The sequence below is a fragment of the Streptomyces sp. NPDC059169 genome (assembly GCF_042755225.1).
GTDB lineage: Bacteria > Actinomycetota > Actinomycetes > Streptomycetales > Streptomycetaceae > Streptomyces.
Window position 1 is genome coordinate 88787 of the sequence record NZ_JBHZCF010000002.1, and the last position, 23618, is coordinate 112404.

General features: G+C 71.5%; 18 protein-coding genes. 8 read left to right on the forward strand and 10 right to left on the reverse strand.

The window, feature by feature from the left end:
• Positions 1–161: 161 nt before the first annotated feature.
• The 3 genes from sucB to ACFXOM_RS04285 all read right to left on the reverse strand — a co-directional run bounded on the left by sucB (position 162) and on the right by ACFXOM_RS04285 (position 5263).
• A complete protein-coding gene (sucB, locus tag ACFXOM_RS04275) occupies positions 162–1937 on the reverse strand; it encodes a 2-oxoglutarate dehydrogenase, E2 component, dihydrolipoamide succinyltransferase (protein WP_385036921.1) in 1776 nt (591 codons plus the stop codon).
• A gap of 54 nt (positions 1938–1991) precedes the next feature.
• The gene (lpdA, locus tag ACFXOM_RS04280) at positions 1992–3380 is read right to left on the reverse strand and encodes a dihydrolipoyl dehydrogenase (protein WP_384930252.1); all 1389 of its coding nucleotides are present in this window, start codon (positions 3378–3380) and stop codon (positions 1992–1994) included.
• Positions 3381–3733: 353 nt separating this feature from the next.
• On the reverse strand, positions 3734–5263 hold the full coding sequence (locus tag ACFXOM_RS04285; RefSeq protein WP_384930249.1) for a leucyl aminopeptidase: 1530 nt from the start codon (positions 5261–5263) through the stop codon (positions 3734–3736).
• Positions 5264–5564: 301 nt separating this feature from the next.
• Here ACFXOM_RS04285 and ACFXOM_RS04290 point away from each other — a divergent pair, with 301 nt between their 5' ends.
• Complete coding sequence (locus ACFXOM_RS04290; protein WP_385036923.1) at positions 5565–7676, forward strand: hypothetical protein; 2112 nt, start codon at positions 5565–5567, stop codon at positions 7674–7676.
• A gap of 291 nt (positions 7677–7967) precedes the next feature.
• Here the strand turns inward: ACFXOM_RS04290 and ACFXOM_RS04295 are convergent, their stop codons facing one another.
• Positions 7968–8723: an adenosylcobinamide-GDP ribazoletransferase gene (locus ACFXOM_RS04295; RefSeq protein ID WP_384930373.1), complete on the reverse strand. Its 756-nt coding sequence runs from the start codon at positions 8721–8723 to the stop codon at positions 7968–7970.
• A 110-nt stretch (positions 8724–8833) separates the two neighbouring features.
• Here ACFXOM_RS04295 and ACFXOM_RS04300 point away from each other — a divergent pair, with 110 nt between their 5' ends.
• Positions 8834–9604, forward strand: coding sequence for a hypothetical protein (locus ACFXOM_RS04300; protein WP_385036925.1), 771 nt, complete (start codon positions 8834–8836; stop codon positions 9602–9604).
• On the opposite strand, the gene ACFXOM_RS04305 is transcribed toward ACFXOM_RS04300, so the two are convergent.
• The 4 genes from ACFXOM_RS04305 to ACFXOM_RS04320 all read right to left on the reverse strand — a co-directional run bounded on the left by ACFXOM_RS04305 (position 9541) and on the right by ACFXOM_RS04320 (position 14640).
• Positions 9541–10242 carry a hypothetical protein gene (locus tag ACFXOM_RS04305; protein ID WP_384930243.1) on the reverse strand — a complete coding sequence of 234 codons (702 nt, stop codon included), beginning with the start codon at positions 10240–10242 and terminating at the stop codon, positions 9541–9543. The two genes, ACFXOM_RS04300 and ACFXOM_RS04305, sit on opposite strands and share 64 nt — an antisense overlap.
• Complete coding sequence (locus tag ACFXOM_RS04310; protein WP_384930240.1) at positions 10239–12017, reverse strand: phosphatidylglycerol lysyltransferase domain-containing protein; 1779 nt, start codon at positions 12015–12017, stop codon at positions 10239–10241. The genes ACFXOM_RS04305 and ACFXOM_RS04310 overlap by 4 nt, the downstream gene beginning before the upstream one ends.
• A 71-nt stretch (positions 12018–12088) precedes the next feature.
• A complete protein-coding gene (gene cobT, locus ACFXOM_RS04315) occupies positions 12089–13159 on the reverse strand; it encodes a nicotinate-nucleotide--dimethylbenzimidazole phosphoribosyltransferase (RefSeq protein WP_384930370.1) in 1071 nt (356 codons plus the stop codon).
• A 278-nt stretch (positions 13160–13437) separates the two neighbouring features.
• A complete protein-coding gene (locus ACFXOM_RS04320; RefSeq protein WP_384930237.1) occupies positions 13438–14640 on the reverse strand; it encodes a bifunctional adenosylcobinamide kinase/adenosylcobinamide-phosphate guanylyltransferase in 1203 nt (400 codons plus the stop codon).
• Positions 14641–14752: 112 nt separating this feature from the next.
• On the opposite strand from ACFXOM_RS04320, the gene ACFXOM_RS04325 reads away from it, so the two are divergent.
• The gene (locus ACFXOM_RS04325) at positions 14753–14959 is read left to right on the forward strand and encodes a hypothetical protein (RefSeq protein ID WP_384930234.1); all 207 of its coding nucleotides are present in this window, start codon (positions 14753–14755) and stop codon (positions 14957–14959) included.
• Between the two features lie 122 nt (positions 14960–15081).
• Here ACFXOM_RS04325 and ACFXOM_RS04330 read toward each other — a convergent pair whose 3' ends face one another.
• Positions 15082–15825, reverse strand: a complete 744-nt coding sequence (locus tag ACFXOM_RS04330; protein WP_384930367.1) for a class I SAM-dependent methyltransferase — start codon at positions 15823–15825, stop codon at positions 15082–15084.
• Positions 15826–15875: 50 nt separating this feature from the next.
• Positions 15876–16472: a DUF3043 domain-containing protein gene (locus ACFXOM_RS04335; RefSeq protein ID WP_384930231.1), complete on the reverse strand. Its 597-nt coding sequence runs from the start codon at positions 16470–16472 to the stop codon at positions 15876–15878.
• 289 nt (positions 16473–16761) lie between these two features.
• Here ACFXOM_RS04335 and ACFXOM_RS04340 point away from each other — a divergent pair, with 289 nt between their 5' ends.
• From ACFXOM_RS04340 to ACFXOM_RS04360, 5 genes are all read left to right on the forward strand, one after another.
• Positions 16762–17538 (forward strand): PspA/IM30 family protein, encoded by a 777-nt coding sequence (locus tag ACFXOM_RS04340; RefSeq protein ID WP_384930229.1) that lies wholly within the window; start codon positions 16762–16764, stop codon positions 17536–17538.
• A gap of 12 nt (positions 17539–17550) precedes the next feature.
• Positions 17551–17829, forward strand: coding sequence for a hypothetical protein (locus ACFXOM_RS04345; protein ID WP_384930226.1), 279 nt, complete (start codon positions 17551–17553; stop codon positions 17827–17829).
• A gap of 343 nt (positions 17830–18172) precedes the next feature.
• Positions 18173–19423: a sensor histidine kinase gene (locus ACFXOM_RS04350; protein WP_385036927.1), complete on the forward strand. Its 1251-nt coding sequence runs from the start codon at positions 18173–18175 to the stop codon at positions 19421–19423.
• Positions 19420–20106, forward strand: coding sequence for a response regulator (locus tag ACFXOM_RS04355; RefSeq protein WP_384930220.1), 687 nt, complete (start codon positions 19420–19422; stop codon positions 20104–20106). Before ACFXOM_RS04350 ends, ACFXOM_RS04355 begins: the two co-directional genes overlap by 4 nt.
• A 154-nt stretch (positions 20107–20260) precedes the next feature.
• A complete protein-coding gene (locus ACFXOM_RS04360) occupies positions 20261–23389 on the forward strand; it encodes an efflux RND transporter permease subunit (protein WP_384944311.1) in 3129 nt (1042 codons plus the stop codon).
• The last annotated feature ends 229 nt before the right edge of the window (positions 23390–23618 follow it).

Genomic DNA, 23618 nt, shown 5'->3' on the forward strand with positions numbered 1-23618 from the left:
GGGGGGGTTGGGGGATGGGGCGGGGGAGGGGGTGGAGGAGGGGGGGGGTGAGAAACTTCCCCGGAAAAAAGAGAGAACCCGGGGAAGGGAGGGGGGTGCCCCCCCCAGGGGGGCCCCCGGGGTGGCCCCACCGCTGGTGAGGCTGGTTACAGCCGCTTCGCTCAGAGGCCGAGCTCGACCTCGAACTCGCCGGCCTCCAGGATCGCCTTGACCGCGGTCAGGTAGCGGGCCGCGTCGGCTCCGTCCACCAGACGGTGGTCGTAGGAGAGCGTCAGGTACGTCATGTCGCGGACGCCGATCACGGTGCCCTCGGCGGTCTCGATGACGGCCGGGCGCTTGACCGTGGCACCGATGCCCAGGATGGCGACCTGGTTCGGCGGCACGATGATCGTGTCGAACAGCGCGCCGCGCGAGCCGGTGTTGCTGATGGTGAAGGTCGCGCCGGCCAGTTCGTCCGGCGTGATCTTGTTTCCGCGGACCTTGGACGCCAGGTCCGCGGTGGCCTTGGCGATGCCGGCCAGGTTGAGGTCACCCGCACCCTTGATGACCGGGGTCATCAGGCCCTTCTCGGAGTCCACGGCGATGCCGATGTTCTCCGAGTCGAAGTAGGTGATGGTGCCCTCGTCCTCGTTGATCCGGGCGTTGATGACCGGGTGGGCCTTCAGCGCCTGGGCCGCCGCCTTGACGAAGAACGGCATCGGCGACAGCTTGACGCCCTCGCGGGCCGCGAACCCGTCCTTGGCCTGCGCGCGCAGCTTCATCAGGCGGGTGACGTCGACCTCGACGACCGAGGAGAGCTGGGCCTGACCGTGCAGCGCCTTCATCATGTTGTCGCCGATGACCTTGCGCATGCGCGTCATCTTGACGGTCTGGCCGCGCAGCGGGGAGACCTCGGGAGCCGGGGCCTGCTTGGCCGCGGCCGGTGCGGCGGTCGGTGCCGGTGCGGCGGCCTTGGCGGCCTCCGCGGCGGCGACGACGTCCTGCTTGCGGATGCGGCCACCGACACCGGTGCCCTTGACCGTCGACAGGTCCACGCCGCTCTCGGCGGCGAGCTTGCGGACCAGCGGCGTGACGTACGCGCCCTCGTCCGCACCACCGGCTGCCGGGGCGGGGGCGGCCGGAGCAGCGGCGGGCTGGGCCGGAGCTGCCGGAGCTGCCGGGGCGGGGGCGGCCGGAGCAGCGGCGGGCTGGGCCGGGGCGGGGGCGGCCGGAGCAGGCTGGGCCGGAGCCGGAGCCGGAGCCGGAGCCGGAGCCGGAGCCGGAGCGGGCGGGGCCGGGGCGGCTGCCGGTGCAGGGGCGGCCGGTGCAGGGGCGGCCGGTGCGGCACCCGGGGCTCCGATCACGGCGAGCTTCGCGCCGACCTCGGCGGTCTCGTCCTCGCCGACCACGATCTCCAGCAGTACACCGGAGGTCGGCGCGGGGATCTCGGTGTCGACCTTGTCGGTGGAGACCTCGAGCAGGGGCTCGTCCTCAGCGACCTCCTCGCCGACCTCCTTCAGCCAACGGGTCACCGTGCCCTCGGTGACCGACTCGCCCAGTGCGGGCAGCACGACGTCGGTGCCGGTGGCACCACCGGTGGGGGCCTCGGCGGCCGGCGCCTCGGCGGCGGGGGCCTGGGCGGCGGGGGCTTCTGCGGCCGGTGCGGCCGGTGCGGCAGCGGCCTCAGCGGCCGGCGCCGGGGCGGCAGCGGGCGCACCCGTGCCGTCGTCGATGACGGCGAGTTCAGCGCCGACCTCGACGGTCTCGTCCTCGGCGACCTTGATGGACGCCAGTACACCGGAGGCGGGTGCGGGGATCTCGGTGTCGACCTTGTCGGTCGACACCTCCAGCAGCGGCTCGTCGGCCTCGACGCGCTCGCCCTCGGCCTTCAGCCAACGGGTCACGGTGCCCTCGGTGACGCTCTCGCCGAGCGCCGGAAGGGTTACGGAAACCGGCATGGTTTCGGTTGCTCCTTACGAAAGTGCGGTAGTGGTCGTCGCGCCCGTGACTGGTCAGTCGTGGGAGTGCAGCGGCTTGCCCGCGAGGGCCAGGTGGGCCTCGCCGAGCGCCTCGCTCTGCGTCGGGTGCGCGTGGATGAGCTGCGCGACCTCGGCCGGCAGGGCCTCCCAGTTGTAGATCAGCTGGGCTTCGCCGACCTGCTCGCCCATGCGGTCACCGACCATGTGGACGCCGACCACGGCACCGTCCTTGACCTGGACGAGCTTGATCTCGCCCGCGGTCTTCAGGATCTTGCTCTTGCCGTTGCCCGCCAGGTTGTACTTCAGAGCGACGACCTTGTCCGCGCCGTAGACCTCCTTGGCCTTGGCCTCGGTGAGACCCACCGAGGCGACCTCCGGGTGGCAGTACGTCACACGGGGCACGCCGTCGTAGTCGATCGGGACGGTCTTCAGACCGGCCAGACGCTCCGCCACCAGGATGCCCTCGGCGAAGCCGACGTGCGCGAGCTGGAGGGTCGGGACCAGGTCGCCGACGGCCGAGATGGTCGGCACGTTGGTGCGCATGTACTCGTCGACCAGGACGTAGCCGCGGTCCATCGCGACGCCCTGCTCCTCGTAGCCCAGGCCCTGGGAGACCGGGCCGCGACCGACGGCGACCAGCAGCACCTCGGCCTCGAAGGTCTTGCCGTCGGCGAGGGTGACGCGCACGCCGTCCTCGGTGTACTCGGCCTTCTCGAAGAAGGTGCCGAGGTTGAACTTGATGCCGCGCTTGCGGAAGGCACGCTCCAGCAGCTTGGAGCTGTTCTCGTCCTCGACCGGAACGAGGTGCTTCAGGGCCTCGATGATCGTGACGTCGGTGCCGAAGGACTTCCACGCGGAGGCGAACTCGACGCCGATGACGCCGCCGCCCAGCACGATCGCGGACTTCGGGACCCGGTCCAGCACCAGCGCGTGGTCGGAGGAGATGATGCGGTTGCCGTCGATGGTCAGACCCGGCAGCGACTTCGGCACGGAACCCGTGGCGAGGAGGACGTGGCGGCCCTGGACCCGCTGGCCGTTGACGTCGACCGAGGTGGCGGAGGACAGCCGGCCCTCGCCCTCGATGTACGTGACCTTGCGGGAGGCGACCAGACCCTGCAGGCCCTTGTACAGCCCGGAGATCACCTCGTCCTTGTACTTGTGGACGGCCGGGACGTCGATGCCCTCGAAGCTGGCCTTCACTCCGAACTGCTCGCTCTCGCGGGCCTGGTCGGCGATCTCACCGGCGTGCAGCAGGGCCTTGGTGGGGATGCATCCACGGTGCAGGCAGGTGCCGCCGACCTTGTCCTTCTCGATCAGGGCGACGTCCAGGCCCAGCTGGGCTCCGCGCAGGGCCGCGGCGTAACCACCGCTACCACCGCCGAGGATCACTAGGTCGAAAACGGTGCTGGCGTCGTTCGCCACGTCACGTCCTCCATGCATGTGCGCCGGTCGCCGGTCCTCGATGACCGGGCGGCGGCTGGTGTTCGGCCGCTTTGTCTTCGGCCCTGTGGTGGGGGCCCTGTCCTGCCGGGAACCCATCTTCGCACTTGTCGGCGGAAGGCGGGACGCGGGGCCGGGGTCTGAGACGGAGGATCCGCGTCTCCGGTGAGTACGGGGCCCGATGAACCTGCGGATTTCGTCGTAGGCGAACGGCGGGACGCCGCGGCCTATTCCTGCCGCGGTGGTTCCGGGGCTCCTCCGGCCCGCCCCGGAACCCCGGATCCCGGGCCGCCTCCGGGCGCGCGGCACGACCCCGCGCCCGGAGGGAACGGGCGTCAGCCCAGGTCGCCGGACGCGGTGCGCTCGGCGAGCTTCACCAGGGTGCGGATCGCGGAGCCGGTGCCGCCCTTGGGGGTGTAGCCGTACGGCGCGCCCTCGTGGAAGGCGGGACCCGCGATGTCCAGGTGGGCCCAGGTGATCCCTTCGCCGACGAACTCCTTCAGGAACAGGCCGGCGACCAGGCCGCCGCCCATCCGCTCGCCCATGTTCGCGATGTCGGCGGTCGGGGAGTCCATGCCCTTGCGCAGGTCGGCGGGGAGCGGCATCGGCCAGGACGCCTCGCCGACCTCCTCCGCGATCTCGTGGATGGACGTGCGGAAAGCGTCGTCGTTGGCCATGATCCCGAACGTGCGGTTGCCCAGCGCCAGCACCATCGCACCCGTGAGGGTCGCGACGTCGACGATCGCGTCCGGGTTCTCCTCCGACGCCTTGGTGAGCGCGTCGGCCAGGACCAGCCGGCCCTCGGCGTCGGTGTTGAGGACCTCCACCGTCTTGCCGCTGTACATGCGCAGCACGTCGCCGGGGCGGGTCGCGGTGCCGGACGGCATGTTCTCGGCGAGCGCCAGCCAGCCGGTGACGTTCACCTCCAGCCCGAGGCGGGCGGCGGCGACCACGGCGGCGAAGACCGAGGCCGCGCCGCTCATGTCGCACTTCATGGTCTCGTTGTGGCCGGCCGGCTTCAGCGAGATGCCGCCCGAGTCGTAGGTGATGCCCTTGCCGACGAAGGCCAGGGACTTCTCCGCCTTGGGGTGGGTGTAGGCGAGTCGGACCAGGCGCGGTCCGTTGGCCGAGCCCTGGCCGACGCCGAGGATGCCGCCGTAGCCGCCCTTGACGAGTGCCTTCTCGTCGAGGACCTGCACCTTGATGCCGTGCTCCTTGCCGGCGGCGGTGGCGATGGCGGCGAAGGACTCGGGGTAGAGGTCGTTCGGCGGGGTGTTCACCAGGTCGCGGGCGCGGTTGACCTCTTCGGCCAGGGCGATGGCACGCTCGGCCGCGGCCTTGTAGGCCTTGTCCCTGGGCTTGGCCCCCAGCAGGGCGACCTCGGCGAGCGGCTGCTTGCCGTTCTTGCTGCCGTTGCCGCCGTCCTGGTAAGCGGTGAAGGCGTAGGCGCCGAGCAGCGCACCTTCCGCGATCGCCTCGGCGTCCTCGGAGGCTTCGATCGGCAGGGCGAAGGCGGCCTTCTTCGAGCCGGCCAGTGCCCGTGCCGCGGAACCCGCGGCGCGCCGCAGGGACTCGGCCTGGTAGGCCTCGTCCTTCTCCGGGGCGGCACCGAGCCCTACCGCGATCACGACCGGGGCCTTGACGCCCGACGGCGCGGGCAGCTTGGTGACCTCGCCCTCGGCACCCGAGGCGCCCAGGGTCTCCAGGACCGTGGCGAGCTTTCCGCCGAACGCCTTGTCCACGGCCTCGGCGCCGGTGGCGACGACGAGGCCGCTGCCGCCCTTCGGGCTCTTCGCGACGCCGACGACGATCGCGTCGGCGCGCAGCGTCGCAGCGCCGGCAGTGCTGAGAGTGAGAGCAGTCACGGTGGTGATTTCTCGCTTCCATTGAGTTCGGTGGCCGAAATGGTGGGGTCGGCCGTGCCCGGCGCATCGTAAGTCGGGCGAGCCTGAGCGCCGGAACGAGCCTACGCGCGCCCATGATGTTCGATCACGCCAGCGGACGTTCACCCGTGAGTGGTGTCTCTGGCATGTTCCCTGTTTCAACAGTGAGGGCTACGTCACACTCAGGCCGAAAGTGCAAGGGAGCAAGTCGCTGCTTTGCATGATTTCCACAGATCCTCCCCAATTCTCCGCACGGGAGGGTCATCGATCGTGGGGGGAACGCATGGTGTCCGCATTCAGTGCGAACGGATTGACGCGCGGGTTCGGCGGTGAGAAGGCGACCGCGCACGGACGAGCACGAGGAGGCAGGCTCGTCACGACAGCGGTCGCGGTCGCCGCGTCCGCGATGCTGGCGGCGGTGCTGCCGGCGTCGACCGCCTCGGCGGCCGAGGAGGCCCTGGCGCCGAGGATCGACCTCAAGGTGCTCGTGGTGGACGACGGCGGCGAGGCGGTGGCCGCGGTCACCTCCGAGCTGCGCAACAACGGGGTGCCGTACAACGTCGTCGATCTGAACGACGCAGGACGGCCGGTGATCAACGCGCCCTTCCTGAGCGACACGGTGAGCGGCAGACCACGCGCCAAGTACCAGGGTGTGGTCCTGCCGAACGAGGCTCCGTTCGGGGCCAACTCCGCGGAGCAGGCGGCGCTCGCGACGTACGAGAAGACCTTCGGCGTCCGCCAGGTCGACGCGTACACGTGGGCCCACCCGGGCGTGGGCCTGGACTACACCACGGAGGGGGGTTGGTCCGGCACGCTCGACGGGACGGCGGCCGCCGTCACCACCGCGGGCCGCTCCGGGCCCTTCGGCTACCTCGACGGTCCGGTGACCTTCGAGGACAACGCGCCCGACGTCGGCGAGAGTTACGGCTTCCTGGCCAAGCCGCGCGAAGGGTACACGAGCTACCTCGACGCCCCCGTCCCCGGAGGGCAGGACCGGGCCAGCCTGCTCGGCGAGTACGTGCACGACGGGATCCGCGAGCTCGTCGTCACCTTCGCTTACAACCAGAACCAACGGCAGTTCCGGCTACTGGCACGCGGCATGGTCGAGTGGCTCACCCAGGGCGTCCACCTCGGTCAGAGCCGCAACTACTTCTCGGTGCACGTCGACGACGTGTTCGCACCCGACGCCCGCTGGGACAGCCAGCGCAACTGCACGCCCGGCGACATCGACTGTACGGGTGCCGAGGGCGAGCAGACGCCGGACATCCGGATGACGGCGGCGGACGCGCAGTACGCGGCCCAGTGGCAGCAGTCCAGCGGTTTCACGCTCGACATGGTCTACAACGCGGGCGCCGGGGAGGAGTGGAAGGCGGAGCACGGCGGCAGCGATCCGCTCGCCGCCCAACTGGTGGCGGACCGGGCCAAGTACCGCTGGATCAACCACACGTACACGCATCCCTTCCTCGGCTGCGTGCAGGACGTGTCGGTCGTTCCCTGGCAGTGCACCAAGGACGCCGCGGGCAACACGCAGTGGATGAGCCGTGCGGAAATCTCCGCACAGATCCGGGACAACTACAACTGGGCCGTGGGCAAGGGCATTTCGGTTGACCGCTCGGAGCTGGTCACCGGTGAGCACTCGGGTCTGAAGACCTTGCCGCAGCAGCCGGTGGACAACCCCAACCTGGCGCCCGCGCTTGCCGACAACGGCGTCAAGTGGATCGCCAGCGACAACTCACGTGAGCCGCAGCAGCGTCCCGTCGGTAGCGCGGCCACCGTGCCCCGCTACCCGATGAACGTGTACTACAACACGGGCACCGCCGCGGAGATGGCCGACGAGTACAACTGGATCTACACGTCCAAGGCGGACGGCGGTAGCGGGATCTGCGAGAGCAACCCGGCATCCACCTGCCTGGACCAGCCGCTGGACACCGCCACGGGATACGCGAACCACATCGTCCCGCAGGAGACCAGGATCGCGCTCGGCCACGTCATCGCGAACGACCCCCGACCGCACTACGTCCACCAGTCCAACCTGGCCGAAGAGCGCATCCTCTACCCGGTCCTGGACCGGATCCTGAGCGAGTACCGCTCGCTCTACGCGGACAACACCCCGATCATCAACCCCCGTCAGACCGAGGCCGGCACGGAGCTGAGCCGCCGCGCCGCCTGGCAGCAGGCCCTCGACGCGGGCCGGGTCACGGCGTACCGCATCGGCACCACCGTCACCGTCCAGGCGCCGAGCGGGGTCGCCGTGCCCATCACGGCGCCCGAAGGCACCCGCAAGCAGCAACTCCTCGGCACGGTGCTCTTCGGCACCGCGTACGCGGGAACCCGGTCGTCCTGGACGGGGCCTGACCTCTTGCAGAGCGCCGTCACCCTCCGGCTGCCCGCCTGACCCTCGGGCCCACGTCGAACGACCCGTACCCCGGCCGGTCCGCGGCCGGGGTACGGCCGTACCGGGCCACGTGGCCGCCCCCCATGAACCGGCTCCATGAACCGGCCCCGCGCGCCGTCGAGTCCGAGCTGGACGAGGAGCGGTGCTGTTCCCAGGGGCGGAAGCCCGGCCCGCGTCCCCCGTGGAAGAGGTGGGAGTCGGGGGCGTGGCGGGACCCTCGCCGAGTCGCTGGCGGTGCGCCGGGCCCTGGGCGTACGGGGGGTGCTCGGGGCCGGTTCCGGCGCGCGAGGTCTAACCCAGGGTCAGTGTGACCAGCGCCGCCGTCGCCGCCGTCTCCTCGATCGCGCCGAAGACGTCCCCCGTCACCCCGCCGAAGCGCCGCACGCAGTGTCGCAGCAGCAGTTCGGCGGCGGCGAGCGCGACCACGGCCGCGAGGGCATGGCGTACGGCCCCGGTCGCGCCGAACGGCACACCCGTTGCCGCACAGGCTGCCGTGACCAGCACCGTGACCGCGAGGGCGAGGCGTGTGGGGACGGCAGAGGCCACCGCTGCGCCCAGGCCCTCGGGGCGGGCCGCCGGGACCCCGGTGCGGGACGCCAGGGTCAGCGCGAGGCGTGCCACGACACCGGCCAGCACTGCCGCGACCGCCCCGTACGCCCAGCCCTCGCCGTAGAGCTCGCCGAAGGCGGCGACCTGCGCCAGCAGCACGAGCACGAGGGTGATCACGCCGAAGGGACCGATGTCCGACTGCTTCATGATCCGCAGGGCGTCGGCGGCGGGCTTGCCGCTGCCCAGGCCGTCGGCGGTGTCGGCGAGTCCGTCGAGGTGGAGCCCCCGGGTGAGCGCGGCGGGTACCGCTGCGGAGCCGACGGCGGCGAGCAGCGGACCCGCTCCGAGGAGGAGGAGCGACACGCCGAGGGCCGCCGCGAGCAGACCGACGACGAGGCCGGCGAGCGGGGCGCACAGCATGCCGAGGCGTGCCGCGTCACGGTCCCAGCGGGTGACGCGGACCGGCAGGACGGTGAGGGTGCCGAACGCGAACCGCATGCCGGTCCCGCGCTCCGTTTTGAGGGGGCTCACGGCGCGCAGGGTAGTCGCTGCGTCTCGACGGTAGATTGCCGATAGGGCCCAAAGCGGGCGAAATGGGAGCGGGTGGTATGGATCACTGGTTTTACCGGAACATCGTGGAGCCGGGGAAGCTGCCGCTGCTGCTTGCGCTCGCCTCGTTCGTGCTGACCTTCCTGGTCACCCGGGTGGTCACCAGGATGATCCGAGCGGGGAAGGGGCCGTTCCGGAACGTCAGCTCGGGCGGGGTGCACATCCACCACGTGGTCCCGGGTGTCGTGCTGACGGTGATCGGCGGCTTCGGCGCGGTCGCCGCCGTCGACAATTCCGGCCCCAGTGCCGTGGTCTTCTCCGTGATCTTCGGCGTGGGTGCGGGTCTCGTCCTCGACGAGTTCGCGCTGATCCTGCACCTCGACGACGTCTACTGGACCGAGGAGGGCCGCAAGAGCATCGAGGTCGTGGTGCTCACCGCGTCCGTCGTGCTGCTCACCCTCGGCGGCTTCGCACCGCTCGGGGTGAACGACCTGAGCGAGGAGGAGCGGTCGGATCGACTGGTCCTCCTGGTCAGCATCGCCGTCAACTTCGCCTTCGTGCTGATCAGCCTGTTCAAGGGCAAGCTGCGCACGGCGATCTTCGGCACCCTGGTTCCGTTCGTCGCGCTCATCGGCGCGATGCGGCTCGCCCGGCCGACCTCGCCCTGGGCCAAGCGCCTCTATCGGCGCCGCCCCCATGCCCGCGCGCGAGCCGCCCTGCGCGCCTACCACCACGACAAACGCTGGAGCGGGCCGCGCCGGAAGCTTCAGGATCTGATCGGGGGCGCCCCCGACCGTGCCATCTCGGTGCACGACATGGAACGCCGCTGAACCCACTCCGTCACCGCGCACACCACCAGCGCGGCCCCGATCGCCGCGAGGTGCTCCTTGCCGGCGAGGTTGTTCTTGACCAGCACCTCGACGACCATCGCCACGATCACCAGGGTCATCGTCATCCAGGCCCGGTAGCGGCAGCAGACGTAGACGGCCAGCCCGACCACGGCTGCCGAGGGCCCGGTGTCCACGACCCGGGCGTCACTCGCGGGCAGGCCCAGCGGATGGTCCGGGCCCAAGGCGATCGCGACCCGCGCGTACATGGTTCCGGCCAGCGTGGACACGTACGCGATGAGCAGGGTGCGCCACCGGCCCAGGCAGATCTCCGCGATCCCGAACACCAGCAGGATCTGCGCCAGTGCGCCCCACACCGGCAGGTCGAGGGCCGGGACGAAGAGGGAGAGCGGGGTGCGCAGGAGCGCGATCCAGAGCGGGTACTCGGCCCGCACCGAGCCGATGCTCTGCACCGGTCCGTAGCCCCACGACTGGTTCTGCACGAGCTGGAACAGCGAGGTGAGGCAGATGGCCGTGACGGTCAGCGGGATCGCCCGCGCCTTGTGGGCCGCCAGGTCCGTCCGCACCTTCCCGTACAGCGGCCCCCACTCGACGCGCGCCACCGCGCGCACCGTTCTCACCGAGCTCCCCGGCGGCTCTCCAGGTGCTTGCGGTGCAGCCACTTGGGCAGGCCCGGGGCTTCCAGGAAGCCCTCGGCGCGGCCGGCGGCGACGCCGATGCGCAGAAGATCGGCGCTCTTTTCGAAGAGCATGAAACGCGGCTCCCAGATGGGTCGGTACTTGGCATTGGCGCGGTACAGCGACTCGATCTGCCACCAACGGGAGAAGAAGCTGAGCAGCGAGCGCCACAGCCTCAGGACCGGTCCCGCCCCGAGCTTCGAGCCACGTTCGAAGACCGATCTGAACATGGCGAAGTTCAGTGAGACCTGAGTGATCCCGATCTCCTCCGCGCGCTGCAGCAGTTCGATCACCATGAACTCCATCAGACCGTTCTCGGAGTCCCGGTCGCGGCGCATGAGATCGAGGGACAGTCCCTTCGGGCCCCAGGGCACGAAGCTCAGCAGCGCCCGCAACTCCCCTTCGGCGCCGGTGCACTCGAGCATCACGCAGCGTCCGTCCGCCGGGTCGCCGAGGCGGCCCAGTGCCATGGAGAACCCACGCTCCGTGGCGCCGTCGCGCCAGTCGTCTGCGTGCCGCAGCAGCTCCGCCATCTCGTCGGCCGGGATGTCCTCGTGGCGCCGGATCCGCACCTCGTAGCCTGCGCGCTTCACCCGGTTGTACGCCTGCCGCACCGTCCGCATCGCCCGCCCCTCCAGGGTGAACTCCGCGGTTTCGACGATCGCCTCGTCGCCGAGTTCCAGGGCGTCCAGACCGTGCCGGGCGTAGATGGTCCCCGCTTCCTCGCTCGCCCCCATCACCGCCGGGATCCAGCCGTGCTCGCGGGCCTCCGCGAGCCAGGGCTCGATCGCCCCCGGCCATGCCTCCGGGTCGCCGATCGGGTCGCCGGAGGCGAGCGAGACGCCGCCCACCACCCGGTAGGCGACGGCGGCCTTCTCGCTGGGGGACCACACCACGCTCTTCTCGCGGCGCAGCGCGAAGTAGCCGAGCGAGTCGCGGTCGCCGTGCCGGTCGAGCAGGCCGCGCAGCTTCGTCTCGTCCTCCTCGGTGATCGGGTCGACCGCCCGGCGGGAGCGGAACGCGGCGAACAGCACGGCCACGAGGAGCAGGGTGGACAGTACGTTGATGGTGACGTCCACCCAGCCGGGGGTGGCGATGCCCGGGCCGCCGTCGTCGTCGGCCGCCAGCGACACCAGGCGCATCGCCCCGTACCCCCACCGCTCCATGAACGTCGAGGGGGCGGTGGCGGTGTTGGTGACGGTCACCAGCAGCGCGGAGAGCAGTGATGTGACGAGGAGTCCCACCGAGGCGACGGCCGCGGCCAGCTTCGGATTGGAACGGTCGCCCTTGGCGTAGAACTCGCGGCGGCCGATCAGCAGGGAGGCCACGAAGGACGCGGTGAGGACCAGTGAGATCCAGTTCTGCGGGTAGCGCCGGATCTCGGGATCCGTCATCGCGAGGGCGAACAGCAGCAGTAGCAGGCCGCTCAGCACCAGGTTGAGGATCCAGGCGGCGCGTTTGCGGCGGCGCATGGTGATCGCGAGGAAGAGCGTGAACACGCCGGAGGCGAACCCCGCGGTGAGCAGGTAGGGGGTGAAGTAGACGTCGGTGTTGTGACGGCGGAGGTCCTGGCCGAACGAGACCCACACCGCGCTGAGGAAGTTGACGAACGCGACGGTACGCAGGTACCAGACGGCGAACGCGGCACTACGGCGCGAACTGCGGGCCGGGCGGGTGGTCTCCCCGGAGGGTTGGGCGGACAAACGGACCTCTCCCATGAAACGCGATCATATGGGGCACCGCGTCACACGGGTCGGGTGCGACCGGCCGTGCCGGCCGCACCTCGGCGTCAGTCTGCTGAACTCCCCGCGGTGCCCCGCGCCTCCGTGCGCTCCGGCAACTCGGCCGCGAGCGCCGCCGACGCCTGCACGAGGGGGAGGGCGAGCAGTGCCCCAGCTCCTTCGCCCACAGTGACGCCGTGGTCGAGCAGCGGGTTGAGTGCCATGCGGTCAAGAGCCTTCGCCTGGGCCGGTTCGCCGCTGACCTGACCCGCCAGCCACCAGTCAGGTGCACGGAACGCCGCGCGCTGCGCGACCAGTGCGCAGGCCGCCGAGACGACTCCGTCCAGGATCACCGGCATCCGGCGCACTGCGGACTGCAGCAGGAAACCCGTCGTCGCCGCCAGGTCGGCGCCGCCCACGACGGCCAGCAGCGCCAGCTGGTCGCCCAGCACGGGCCGCGCCCTGCGCAGCGCGTCGCGCACGGCCGCGCACTTGCGCATCCACGCGAGATCGTCGATCCCGGCCCCACCGCGGCCCGTCACCACCGAGGCGTCGGTTCCGCAGAGAGCGGCGACCAGTACGGAGGCCGCTGTCGTCCCGCCGACGCTCAGGTCGCCCAACACGGCCAGATCCGTCCCGGAGTCCGCTTCCTCGTCGGCGACGGCCATCCCGAGGCGAACCGCCTGCTCGGCCTCCTCGACGGTGAGCGCGTCCTCGATGTCGATGCGACCGCTGCCCCGCCGCACCCGGTGCCGTACGACGTCCTCCGGCAGCAGGCCGGGATCGCAGTCCAGTCCGGCGTCGACGACCCGCACCGGCACACCCATGCGTCGGGCCAGCACCGCGACGGGGCTCGCCCCGTCCAGCACGGACCGCACCAGTGCGTGGGCGGTGCCCGCGGGACGGCCCGAGACTCCGAGGGCAGCGACGCCGTGGTCCCCGGCGAACAGCACTACCCGCGGGCTTTCGACGGCCTTCACCGGTACGGAGCCCTGTGCGGCCGACAGCCACTCACCCAGCTCGTCGAGGCGCCCCAGCGCACCGGGGGGTACGGCGAGCCGTTCCCGGCGCTCTTCGGCGTCGCGCCGCATGCCGGTGTCGGGCCGCTCGATCAGGTCGGAGAAGTCGTCGAGATTCAGCGAGCTCATTCGCCGAACAGTACCGGCCCCCCGGTGCGTTGCGGGCCGCTGCCCCACGTCCCCTTCGGCCGTGGACGGCCCCGGCGGGGTCGGCCCGGGGCCGTGACGGCGCCCGGGGCGCCGGCCGTCCCCTGCCCGACGGGCTCGACGGCGCGCCCGGCACTGCCGGGCTGTCTACCCCGCGGCTGCCCCGTCCCGCCCGCCCGGGCCCGCTCACCGCCGAACCACCCCGGCTCGACTTCCCCCCACCCGACCGGGCCGGCACCCGTCCGGCCCCTTCAGCCACGCAGCGGCAACGCCTGCCCGGACACGACCAGCAGCACGTGCTCGCACTCGTCCGCGAACGCCGCGTTCAACCGCCCCAGCTCATCGCGGAACCGCCGCCCCGACCCAGTCGCCGGGACCACCCCCGAACCGACCTCGTTGGTCACGGCCACGACCGTGCGCCGCGTCGCGCGCACCGCCGCGACGAGTTCCGACGTGCGGGCGCGCAGCGCGTCGCGGCCCTCGACCTCCCAGCGCTCATCGTCCCAGGCCCCCACCCGGTCCATCGCGTCGGTCAGCCACAGGGCCAGGCAGTCGATGAGCAACGGCGGGCCCTGCGCGGCAAGCAGCGGCACGAGTTCGCAGGTCTCGACCGTCCGCCAACTGGCGGGCCGGCGGTCGCGGTGGACGGCGACGCGCCGGGCCCAGTCCGGGTCGTCGCTGCGGGTGCCGCTCGTGGCCACGTACACCACGTCGGGAAACGTCTCCAGGCGCCGTTCGGCCTCGAGCGACTTGCCCGACCTGGCGCCGCCGGTGACCAGGGTGCGCCGCGGCACGTCGGGCACCGCGTGGTACTCGCCCACGTAGACGGTCGCACCGTCCGGTACCGCGCGCGCACCCGCTGCCGCGAGCCGCCGGTCGAGCTCGGCGCCCGGCGGCACGTCGTGGTCCAGGTGGACCGCGATCACGTCCGTGGCAGGGCCGATCGCGCTCGTCGCCCGCAGCTTCGCCAGGGCGTCGGGCCGCCGTACGACGTCGGCGACCACCAAGTCGTACGGCAGCGGATCGCTGTCCGTCACCCCCGCGGGCGCTCCGCCCGGCGGCAGGTACAGCAGCCGCTCGCCGTCCGGTGACGCCACTTCGTAGCCCGTGCCCGGCGCGTCCATCGCCACTGCCCGCACCCGGTGTCCGCTGATCAGTGTCAGCTCCTGGCCGTCCGGTACCCGACCGGCCGTGGGCAGTCCCGCGGGCAGTTCCACCGCGGGACCGGCGTGCGGGTGCGACAGCAGGACCTGCCGCACACCGACGAGCGAGTGCCCGGCACGGGCCGCGGCGAGCGCGGCGCCGGGGGTGAGGTCGAGCAGCAGCGCACCGTCCACGAGGAGGGCGGTCGCGGCGCGCGTCCGCTCGCCGCGGGCGACGGCGCAGACGGCGCAGGGGCAGTCGGGGCGGGGGAGCCCACTGGGGGCTCCGGTGCCGAGCAGAGTCAGTTCCACGTTCCTGATCCTCCCGCGCCGCCGCTGCGGGTGCGCGCCCGGCTACGCTGCGGGCAGCAAGGCGCTCGGCAGACCGAGCACCAGGTGAGGGCCCGACACCCGGGAGGCGCACATGGCGTGGACGTGGCGGTTCGAGAAGTCCGACGGCACGGAGGTTCAGCCGGCCGTGCAGCCGGAGGAATTCAGCACGCAAGGAGACGCGGAGAGCTGGATCGGCGAGGTCTGGAAGGACCTGCTGGAGGGTGGTGCGGACCAGGTGCACCTGATCGAGGACGGGAGCCGGATCTACGGACCGATGAGTCTGCACGCGGAAGGCTGAACCGGAACGGACGCGCAGCGGCGCCCGGGGCCGTCGAAGCCCTCGGGCGCCGTTCTCGTGCGCGTGCCCGTGAGTGATCCGTGCGCCTCCCGGCCGAGGCGCCGCTCCCTACCCGAAGGACGCTAGCCGCGCACCCCGCACAGGTGGAGCAGCGCGGCCACGGACCGGTAGGGGTCCGTCCGGCTCGCCCGGTCCTCGGCCGCCAGCAGGCGTTCCAGCTCGTGGTCGGACGGGACCTCCGCGTCATCGCCGGCGTCGTCGGTGAAGACCCGCACCCCGTACCAGGTGTGCAGCGGTGCCGCGATCCCCGCGAGCGTCGCCGTCAGCTCCTCGAGCCGGTCCGCGCGCACCGGCAGTCCGAGCCGGTTGGTGTAGGCGTCCGTGTCGAAGGCCGTCAAGGCCCCCTGCCAGTCGCCGGCTCGACCCGGTCGCATGGCGAGTGCGTCGCCGTTCCGTACCAGCAGGGAGAGCAGGCCGCCGGGAGCGAGCATCCGGGCCAGCCCGGCCAGCATCGCGTCCCGCTCCTCGACGTACATCAGCACGCCGTGGCAGAGCACCACGTCGAAGGCGCCGGGCAGGAAGTGCACTCCGGTGTCGCGACCGTCGCCCTCGATCATGCGGAACCGCTCGCGGATGCCCGCCGGCTCGGAGGCCAGGGCCGCGCGGGCCACCTCCAGCATCGCGGCTTCGGACTCCAGTCCCGTCACCGTGTGTCCGGCCCGGGCCAGGCGCAGCGCCTGGGTGCCCTGGCCCATGCCGACGTCGAGGACCCGCAGCCGCTGCCCGACCGGGAAGCGGGCGGCTATCTGTTCGTCGAGCTGTCGTGCGACGAGTTCCTGCCGGACGGTGTTGCGCAGTCCACCCAGGCCCTTCAGCCAGGCTTCCGCACCACCACCGAACCCGGAGACATCGGCGCTCAGGGCCGCTCTCCGCGCTTGACCCGGGGCTTGGGCAGCCGCAGCCGGCGCATCTGGAGCGTACGCATCAGACCGTAGGCCACGGCACCGCGCTTCGGCTCGTCCGGGAAGCGCTCGTTCAGCTGCTTGCGCAGGCGGACCGACAGGCCGATCGAGTCGATGACGATCATCACGATGACGCCCAGCCACAGCAGCAGGGCGATGTTCTGCACCTGGGGCATGCGGATCATGGTCAGGACCAGGATCACCACCGCCAGCGGCATGAAGAACTCGGCCACGCAGAACCGTGAGTCGACGAAGTCGCGTACGAAGCGGCGCACGGGGCCCTTGTCACGCGCGGGCAGGTAGCGCTCGTCGCCGCCGGCCAGCGCCTCGCGCTGCTTGGCCAGGTCGGCTCGGCGCGCTTCGCGCTGGCGACGTGCGGCGTCCTTGCGGTCGACCGGTGCCGACTGGGCACGGCGGCGCTGGCCCTGGGCCTCGCTCCGTTTCGGAGTGGGGCGGCCCTTCGGGGCCTGCGGGTCGCGGGGCTGCTTGGAGAGGTCCGCCGTCACCTTGCCGGTGGGGGCCTTCTCTTCCTTGGAACGGCTACGGAACACAGAACACAAGGGTACGGGGTGCCGGGCGGCGACCCCAGTCCCTGGGGGAACGATCCGGCAACGGCAGGCGTCCGTAGGGGGCAGAGCAGGCAGATCGGACCCTGTCGCAGGGTTTCCCCGGGATCACCTACTCCTTGCGCTGGATCACGGGCGGGGGCAGGTCGTTCTTGGGGAGGAGCGCATCCGTGCTGGAACAGTGCGGTAATGGATGCAGGGCCCGTACTGTGGGTTCTGGAGTAGCTGGAGCCAGTCCGTCAGAAGGGGGCGCGCGAAGCCCATGAGCGGTGTCATGAAGCGTATGGGGATGATCTTCCGCGCGAAGGCAAACAAGGCCCTGGACCGGGCCGAGGATCCGCGCGAAACCCTCGATTACTCGTACCAGAAGCAGCTGGAGCTGCTCCAGAAGGTCCGCCGCGGAGTCGCCGACGTGGCGACCTCGCGCAAGCGCCTCGAACTGCAGCTCAACCAGCTTCAGGGCCAGTCCACGAAGCTCGAGGACCAGGGGCGCAAGGCGCTGGCGCTCGGCCGCGAAGACCTGGCGCGCGAGGCGTTGTCCCGCCGCGCCGCACTCCAACAGCAGGTCACCGACCTGGAGACGCAGCACCAGACGCTGCAGGGCGAGGAGGAGAAGCTCACCCTCGCGGCCCAGCGGCTGCAGGCCAAGGTCGACGCCTTCCGCACGAAGAAGGAGACCATCAAGGCCACGTACACGGCGGCACAGGCCCAGACCAGGATCGGCGAGGCGTTTTCCGGCATCTCCGAGGAGATGGGCGACGTGGGCCTGGCGATCCAGCGCGCCGAGGACAAGACGGCCCAGCTGCAGGCCAGGGCCGGGGCCATCGACGAGCTGCTCGCGTCCGGCGCCCTGGACGACCCCTCCGGGATGGCGAAGGACGACATCGCCGCCGAGCTGGACCGGATCTCCGGCGGCTCGGACGTCGAGCTGGAGCTGCAGCGCATGAAGGCCGAGCTGGCCGGCGGCACCCAGCAGCAGGCGATCGAGGGCGGTAACGGATCCGCCCAGGACCAGGCCCAGGGGCAGACCCACAAGTTCGACAAGCAGTAGGGACGGCGCGTCATGATCGTACGGATCATGGGGGAGGGCCAGTGGACGGTCGCGGACAGCCACTTCGTCGAGCTGAACAAGCTGGACGACGAGCTGCTCGCCGAGATGGAGACCGGTGACGAGGGCGGCTTCCGCCGCACCCTGTGCGCACTGCTCGACGCGGTCCGCAAGTTCGGCGCCCCGCTGCCGGACGACGCCCTGGAGCCCTCAGAACTGATCCTGCCCGCTCCCGACGCCACGCTCGAACAGGTCCGGGAGATGCTCAGCGACGACGGACTCATCCCCGGCTGACGCCCGTGCGGGACCGCCCGGGGGTCGTCCCGCACCCACCCCGCGTGGGGACCGGCTGGGACCGGTCGGGGCTCCCCGGTCCCGACCGGTCCCAGCTGGTCGGGGCTCGCCGGTCCCGCTACCGCGGATGACGACACGGCCCGCGCCCGGACACAGGTCCGGGCGCGGGGGCGCTGCCCCGCACGCCGGGTCGCCCGAGCCCCGTCGCCCGAACGCCTGCCGACCTCGGACGGACGGCCCGGACGCGAACGGCGGGGGCGGGGGCGGCCACGAGGCGGCCGCCGTGGAGCGGGCGCGACCGCGGGATCCCGCACGGGTGCCGTACGCCGTACCGTTTCCTGTCGTGGCCGTTCCTCCGACCGGGTTCACCGGGCTCGCACACACCCGATGCTGGCTGCGCACGCATCCCCAAGCCTTCGACGCCGCCCTCGCCTTCGCCGTGCTCACCTGCATGGTCCTCGCGTCGTTCGCCGACCCGAACGGTCCGCACGGGCCGACGTTCGGGGCCAGGACCCCCGGGCTGCGCAGTGTGCTGCTGATGTTGGTCGCCGCCGGTGCCCTGGTCTTCCGGCGCAGCCGGCCACTGGCCGTGCTGGGCGTCACCGGGACGGTCTCCCTCGTCGAGCTCGTCACGGGGGATCCTCCAGCCCCCGTCGCGATGTCCGCGGTGGTCGCCGTCTACACGGTCGCCTCCCGTACCGACCGCCCCACCACCTGGCGGGTCGGGCTGTTGACGATGACCGTCCTGACCGGTTCCGCGATGTTGTGCGGCTCTGCCCCCTGGTACAGCCAGGAGACCCTGGGGGTGTTCGCCTGGAGCGGCATGGCCGCCGCCGCCGGCGACGCCGTCCGCAGCCGGCGCGCGTTCATCGACGCCATGCGCGAGCGGGCCGAGCGGGCGGAACGGAGTCGGGACGAGGAGGCGCGCCGCAGGGTCGCCGAGGAGCGGTTGCGGATCGCCCGTGACCTGCACGACGTGGTCGCCCACCACATCGCCCTGGTCAACGTGCAGGCCGGAGTCGCCTCCCACGTCATGGACAAGCGCCCCGACCAGGCGAAGGAGGCGCTCGCGCACGTGCGCCAGGCGAGCCGGTCGGCGCTCAACGAGTTGCGGGCCACCGTCGGTCTGCTGCGCCAGTCCGGCGAACCCGAGGCGCCCACGGCACCCGCGCCCGGGCTGGCCGTGCTGGACGGGTTGCTGGACACCTTCCGGCACGCCGGTCTGCCCGTCGAGCTGGCCCGTACGGACCAGGGGACCGAGCTGCCGGCGGCCGTCGACCTCGCGGGGTACCGGATCGTCCAGGAGGCCCTCACCAACGTGCAGAAGCACGCGGGCCGCGGGGCCAGGGCCGAGGTGAGCGTCGTACGGGTGGGCCGGACCGTGGAGATCACCGTCCTCGACGACGGCGCTCCCGGAACCCCGGCGCAGGGCCGCGAGCCGGACCGCGAGCAGGGCGGCGGCCACGGTCTGATCGGCATGCGGGAGCGGGTGTCGGCACTCGGCGGCAGTCTCAGCGCGGCACCCCGCTACGGCGGCGGATTCCGGGTGCAGGCGATACTGCCCGTCATGGCCCACGGGGAGGGAGAGGCATGACGATCAGGGTGGTGCTCGCCGACGACCAGGCGCTGCTGCGCAGCGCGTTCAAGGTCCTGGTGCACTCGGAGCCCGACATGGAGGTCGTGGGGGAGGCCGCCGACGGTGCCGAGGCCGTGGAGCTGGCCCGCTCCGAACGCGCCGACGTCGTCCTCATGGACATCCGCATGCCCGGCACCGACGGCCTGGCCGCCACCCGCATGATCAGCGCCGACCCGGAGCTCGCCGCCGTGCGGGTGGTGATGCTGACGACCTTCGAGGTGGACGAGTACGTCGTGCAGTCGCTGCGCGCCGGGGCCTCGGGATTCCTCGGCAAGGGCGCAGAACCGGACGAGCTGCTCAACGCCATCCGCATCGCCGCGGCCGGTGAAGCGCTGCTGTCGCCCGCCGCGACCAAAGGGTTGATCGCCACGTTCCTGGCCCAGCAAGGCAGCGGGGAGCACGGCGGGGAACCGGCGGTGCACGCGGAACGGCTCGCGGCGCTGACCGTGCGCGAACGCGAGGTGCTCGTCCTCGTGGCGGGCGGCCACTCGAACGACGGGATCGCGGAGCGCCTCGAAGTGAGCCCGCTCACGGTGAAGACCCACGTGAACCGGGCGATGGCGAAGCTGGGCGCGCGCGACCGTGCGCAACTGGTCGTCGTCGCTTACGAATCCGGCCTGGTTCGTCCCCGGGGGGAGTAGGAGTAGACGGCGCGTGGACGGTACTCCGTTCGGAGTAGGCGCCGGATAAGGAATTGGACCCGCAGGTCGAGGAAAACGGCTCCGGGATGGCAGATCGTATGAGTGGGCACCTGAGGCTGCCCGCCACTTGCGTACGCCACAGAAGAGAGACCCCATGTCCTGGCTGTCCAAATTCAGCCTCGCACAACGGGCCCTGATAGGGCTGATGTCGATCGTGGCGATCGTCTTCGGGGCGATCGCCATCCCCCAGCTCAAGCAGCAGCTGCTGCCCTCGATCGAACTGCCGATCGTGTCGGTGCTCGCCCCGTACCAGGGGGCGTCGCCCGATGTGGTCGAGAAGCAGGTCGTCGAGCCGCTGGAGAGCACGATCAAGGCCGTCGACGGCATCAAGGGCGTCACGTCCACGGCGAGCGAGGGCAACGCCGTGATCATGGCGACCTTCGACTACGGGGGCGACGGCACCAAGCAGCTCGTCGCGGACGTCCAGCAGGCCGTCAACCGTGCTCGCGTCAGACTGCCGGACGACGTCGACCCCCAGGTGGTCGCCGGTTCGACGGACGACATACCGACCGTCGTCCTCGCCGTCACCTCCGGCAGGGACCAGCAGGCCCTGGCCGACCAGCTGGAGCGGTCCGTGGTGCCGGTCATCGAGGACATCAAGGGCGTCGGCCAGGTTTCCGTCGACGGCGTCCAGGACCTCCAGGTGTCCGTCACCCCCGACGACAAGAAGCTCGCCGCGGCCGGCCTGAACGGCAAGTCCCTCTCCGAGGCCCTCCAGGCCGGCGGCGCGACGGTCCCGGCCGGCTCCTTCTCCGAGGCGGGCAGCAACCGCACCGTCCAGGTCGGGGGCGCCTTCACCTCGCTGAAGCAGATCGAGGACCTGTGGATCACTCCCGAGAAGGGCGGCAAGCCCATTCGCCTCGGGGACGTCGCCGAGGTGTCCCAGGAAGAGTCGCAGCGCGTCTCCATCACCCGCACGAACGGCAAGCCGAGCCTGGCCGTCGTGGTCACGATGGACAAGGACGGCAGCGCCGTCGCGATCTCCGACGCGGTCAAGGACAAGCTGCCGAAGCTCCGCAAGGACCTCGGCTCCGGCGCAGACCTGGCCATCGTCTCCGACCAGGGCCCGGCGGTCTCCAAGTCCATCTCCGGACTGACCACGGAGGGCGCCCTCGGGCTGCTCTTCGCCGTTGTCATCATCCTGGTCTTCCTGGCGTCGATCCGCTCGACGCTGGTCACCGCGGTTTCGATCCCGTTGTCCGTCGTGCTCGCACTGATCGTGCTGTGGACCCGCGACCTGTCGCTCAACATGCTCACGCTGGGCGCGCTGACCATCGCCATCGGCCGGGTCGTCGACGACTCGATCGTGGTCCTGGAGAACATCAAACGGCACCTCGGCTACGGCGAGGAGCGCCAGTTCGCGATCCTCACGGCGGTGCGCGAGGTGGCGGGGGCCGTCACGTCCTCCACCCTGACCACCGTCGCCGTCTTCCTGCCGATCGGTCTCGTCGGCGGCATGGTGGGCCAGCTGTTCGGCTCGTTCTCGCTGACCGTCACGGCGGCGCTGCTGGCCTCGCTGCTGGTGTCGCTGACGGTCGTCCCGGTCCTGTCGTACTGGTTCCTGCGGGCGCCGAAGGCGGTGCGCGGCATCGACCCGGACGAGGCGCGCCGCACGGCCGAGGAGCAGGAGGCGCGTAGCGTCCTTCAGCGGACGTACGTGCCGGTGCTGCGGTTCGCGACCCGCCGCCGCTTCACCAGCATCGCCCTCGCGCTCGTGGTGCTGGTCGGCACCTTCGGCATGGCGCCGCTCCTCAAGACGAACTTCTTCGACCAGGGTGAGCAGGAGGTCATGTCCATCAAGCAGGAGCTGGAACCCGGCACCAGCCTGGAGGCGGCCGACGCGTCCGCGAAGAAGGTCGAGAAGGTTCTCGCGGGCATCGACGAGGTCAGGGACTACCAGGTCACCGTGGGCTCCTCCGGCTTCATGGCGGCGTTCGGCGGCGGCACCGGCTCCAACCAGGCCTCCTACCAGCTGACCCTGAAGGAATCGGCGTCGTACGAGAAGACCCGCGACCGCATCCGCGAGGAACTGGACGGGCTCGACGGCATCGGCGACACGACGATCGCCGCGGGCGACGGCTTCGGCAACCAGGACCTGAGCGTCGTGGTGAAGGCCGCGGACGCGGACGTCCTGCGCAAGGCGTCGGAGCAGGTCCGGGTCGCGGTGGCCAAGCTCGACCACGTGACCGACGTGCAGAGTGACCTGTCGCAGTCCGTGCCGCGGGTCTCCGTCAAGGGCACCGCGAAGGCGGCCGAGGCGGGCTTCAACGACGCCGCGCTCGGGGCGGTCGTCGCCCAGGCGGTGCGCGGCACCCCTTCGGGCAAGGCGATCATCGGCGGCACCGAGCGGGACGTCGTGATCACCGCCGCCAAGCCGGCGAAGACGTTGGCCGAGTTGAAGAACCTGCCGCTCGGCCCGGTGAAGCTGGGTGACGTGGCCGATGTGAAGCTGGTGCCCGGTCCGGTGTCGATGACCCGTATCGACGGCGCTCGGGCGGCGACGATCACGGCGAAGCCGACCGGGGACAACACGGGTGCGGTGAGCAGTGCGCTCCAGACGAAGATCAAGTCCCTGGACCTCCCGGAGGGTGCGACCGTCTCGATCGGCGGCGTCTCCGAGGACCAGGACGAGGCCTTCGGCTCGCTTGGCCTGGCCATGCTGGCCGCGATCGCCATCGTGTTCATGCTGCTGGTCGCCACGTTCAGGTCGTTGGTCCAGCCGCTGATCCTGCTGGTGTCCATCCCGTTCGCCGCGACGGGCGCGATCGGTCTGCTGGTCGCCACCGGTACACCGATGGGAGTGCCCGCACTGATCGGCATGCTGATGCTGATCGGCATCGTGGTCACGAACGCGATCGTGCTGATCGATCTGATCAACCAGTACCGGGCCCAGGGCATGGGCGTGGTCGAGGCGGTCGTCGAAGGCGGTCGCCACCGGCTCCGCCCGATCCTGATGACGGCGCTGGCGACCATCTTCGCGCTCCTGCCGATGGCCCTCGGCGTCACGGGCGAGGGCGGCTTCATCGCCAAGCCGCTGGCGGTCGTGGTGATCGGTGGTCTGGTGACGTCCACGCTGCTGACGCTGCTGCTGGTGCCGACGCTGTACGCGGTCGTGGAGCTCCGCAAGGAGCGGCGCCGCACGAAGCGGGAGGCGAAGCGGGCGCGCCCGGCGGCGGAGCCTGGAGCCACGGAGGCGGACGAGCCGGCCCCGGCCAACGCGTAGCGCACGGACGCGGTGCGGCCGCGCCGCCCCCGGTACCGGTTCGACCGGTACCGGGGGCGGCGGCGTTCGCGTGGGTGCGGTGGAGGCGGGACGGGTGGGGATCGCCCGTGGCGGGCGCCCCTGGAGACGGCCGCGGGACAAAGCGAGGGCAGGGGGGGGGGAGAAAGGGGAGGGAAGAGAGACAGAGGGGAGACGCCAGCCAGGGAAAAGAACGAACCCCCGCCAGAAA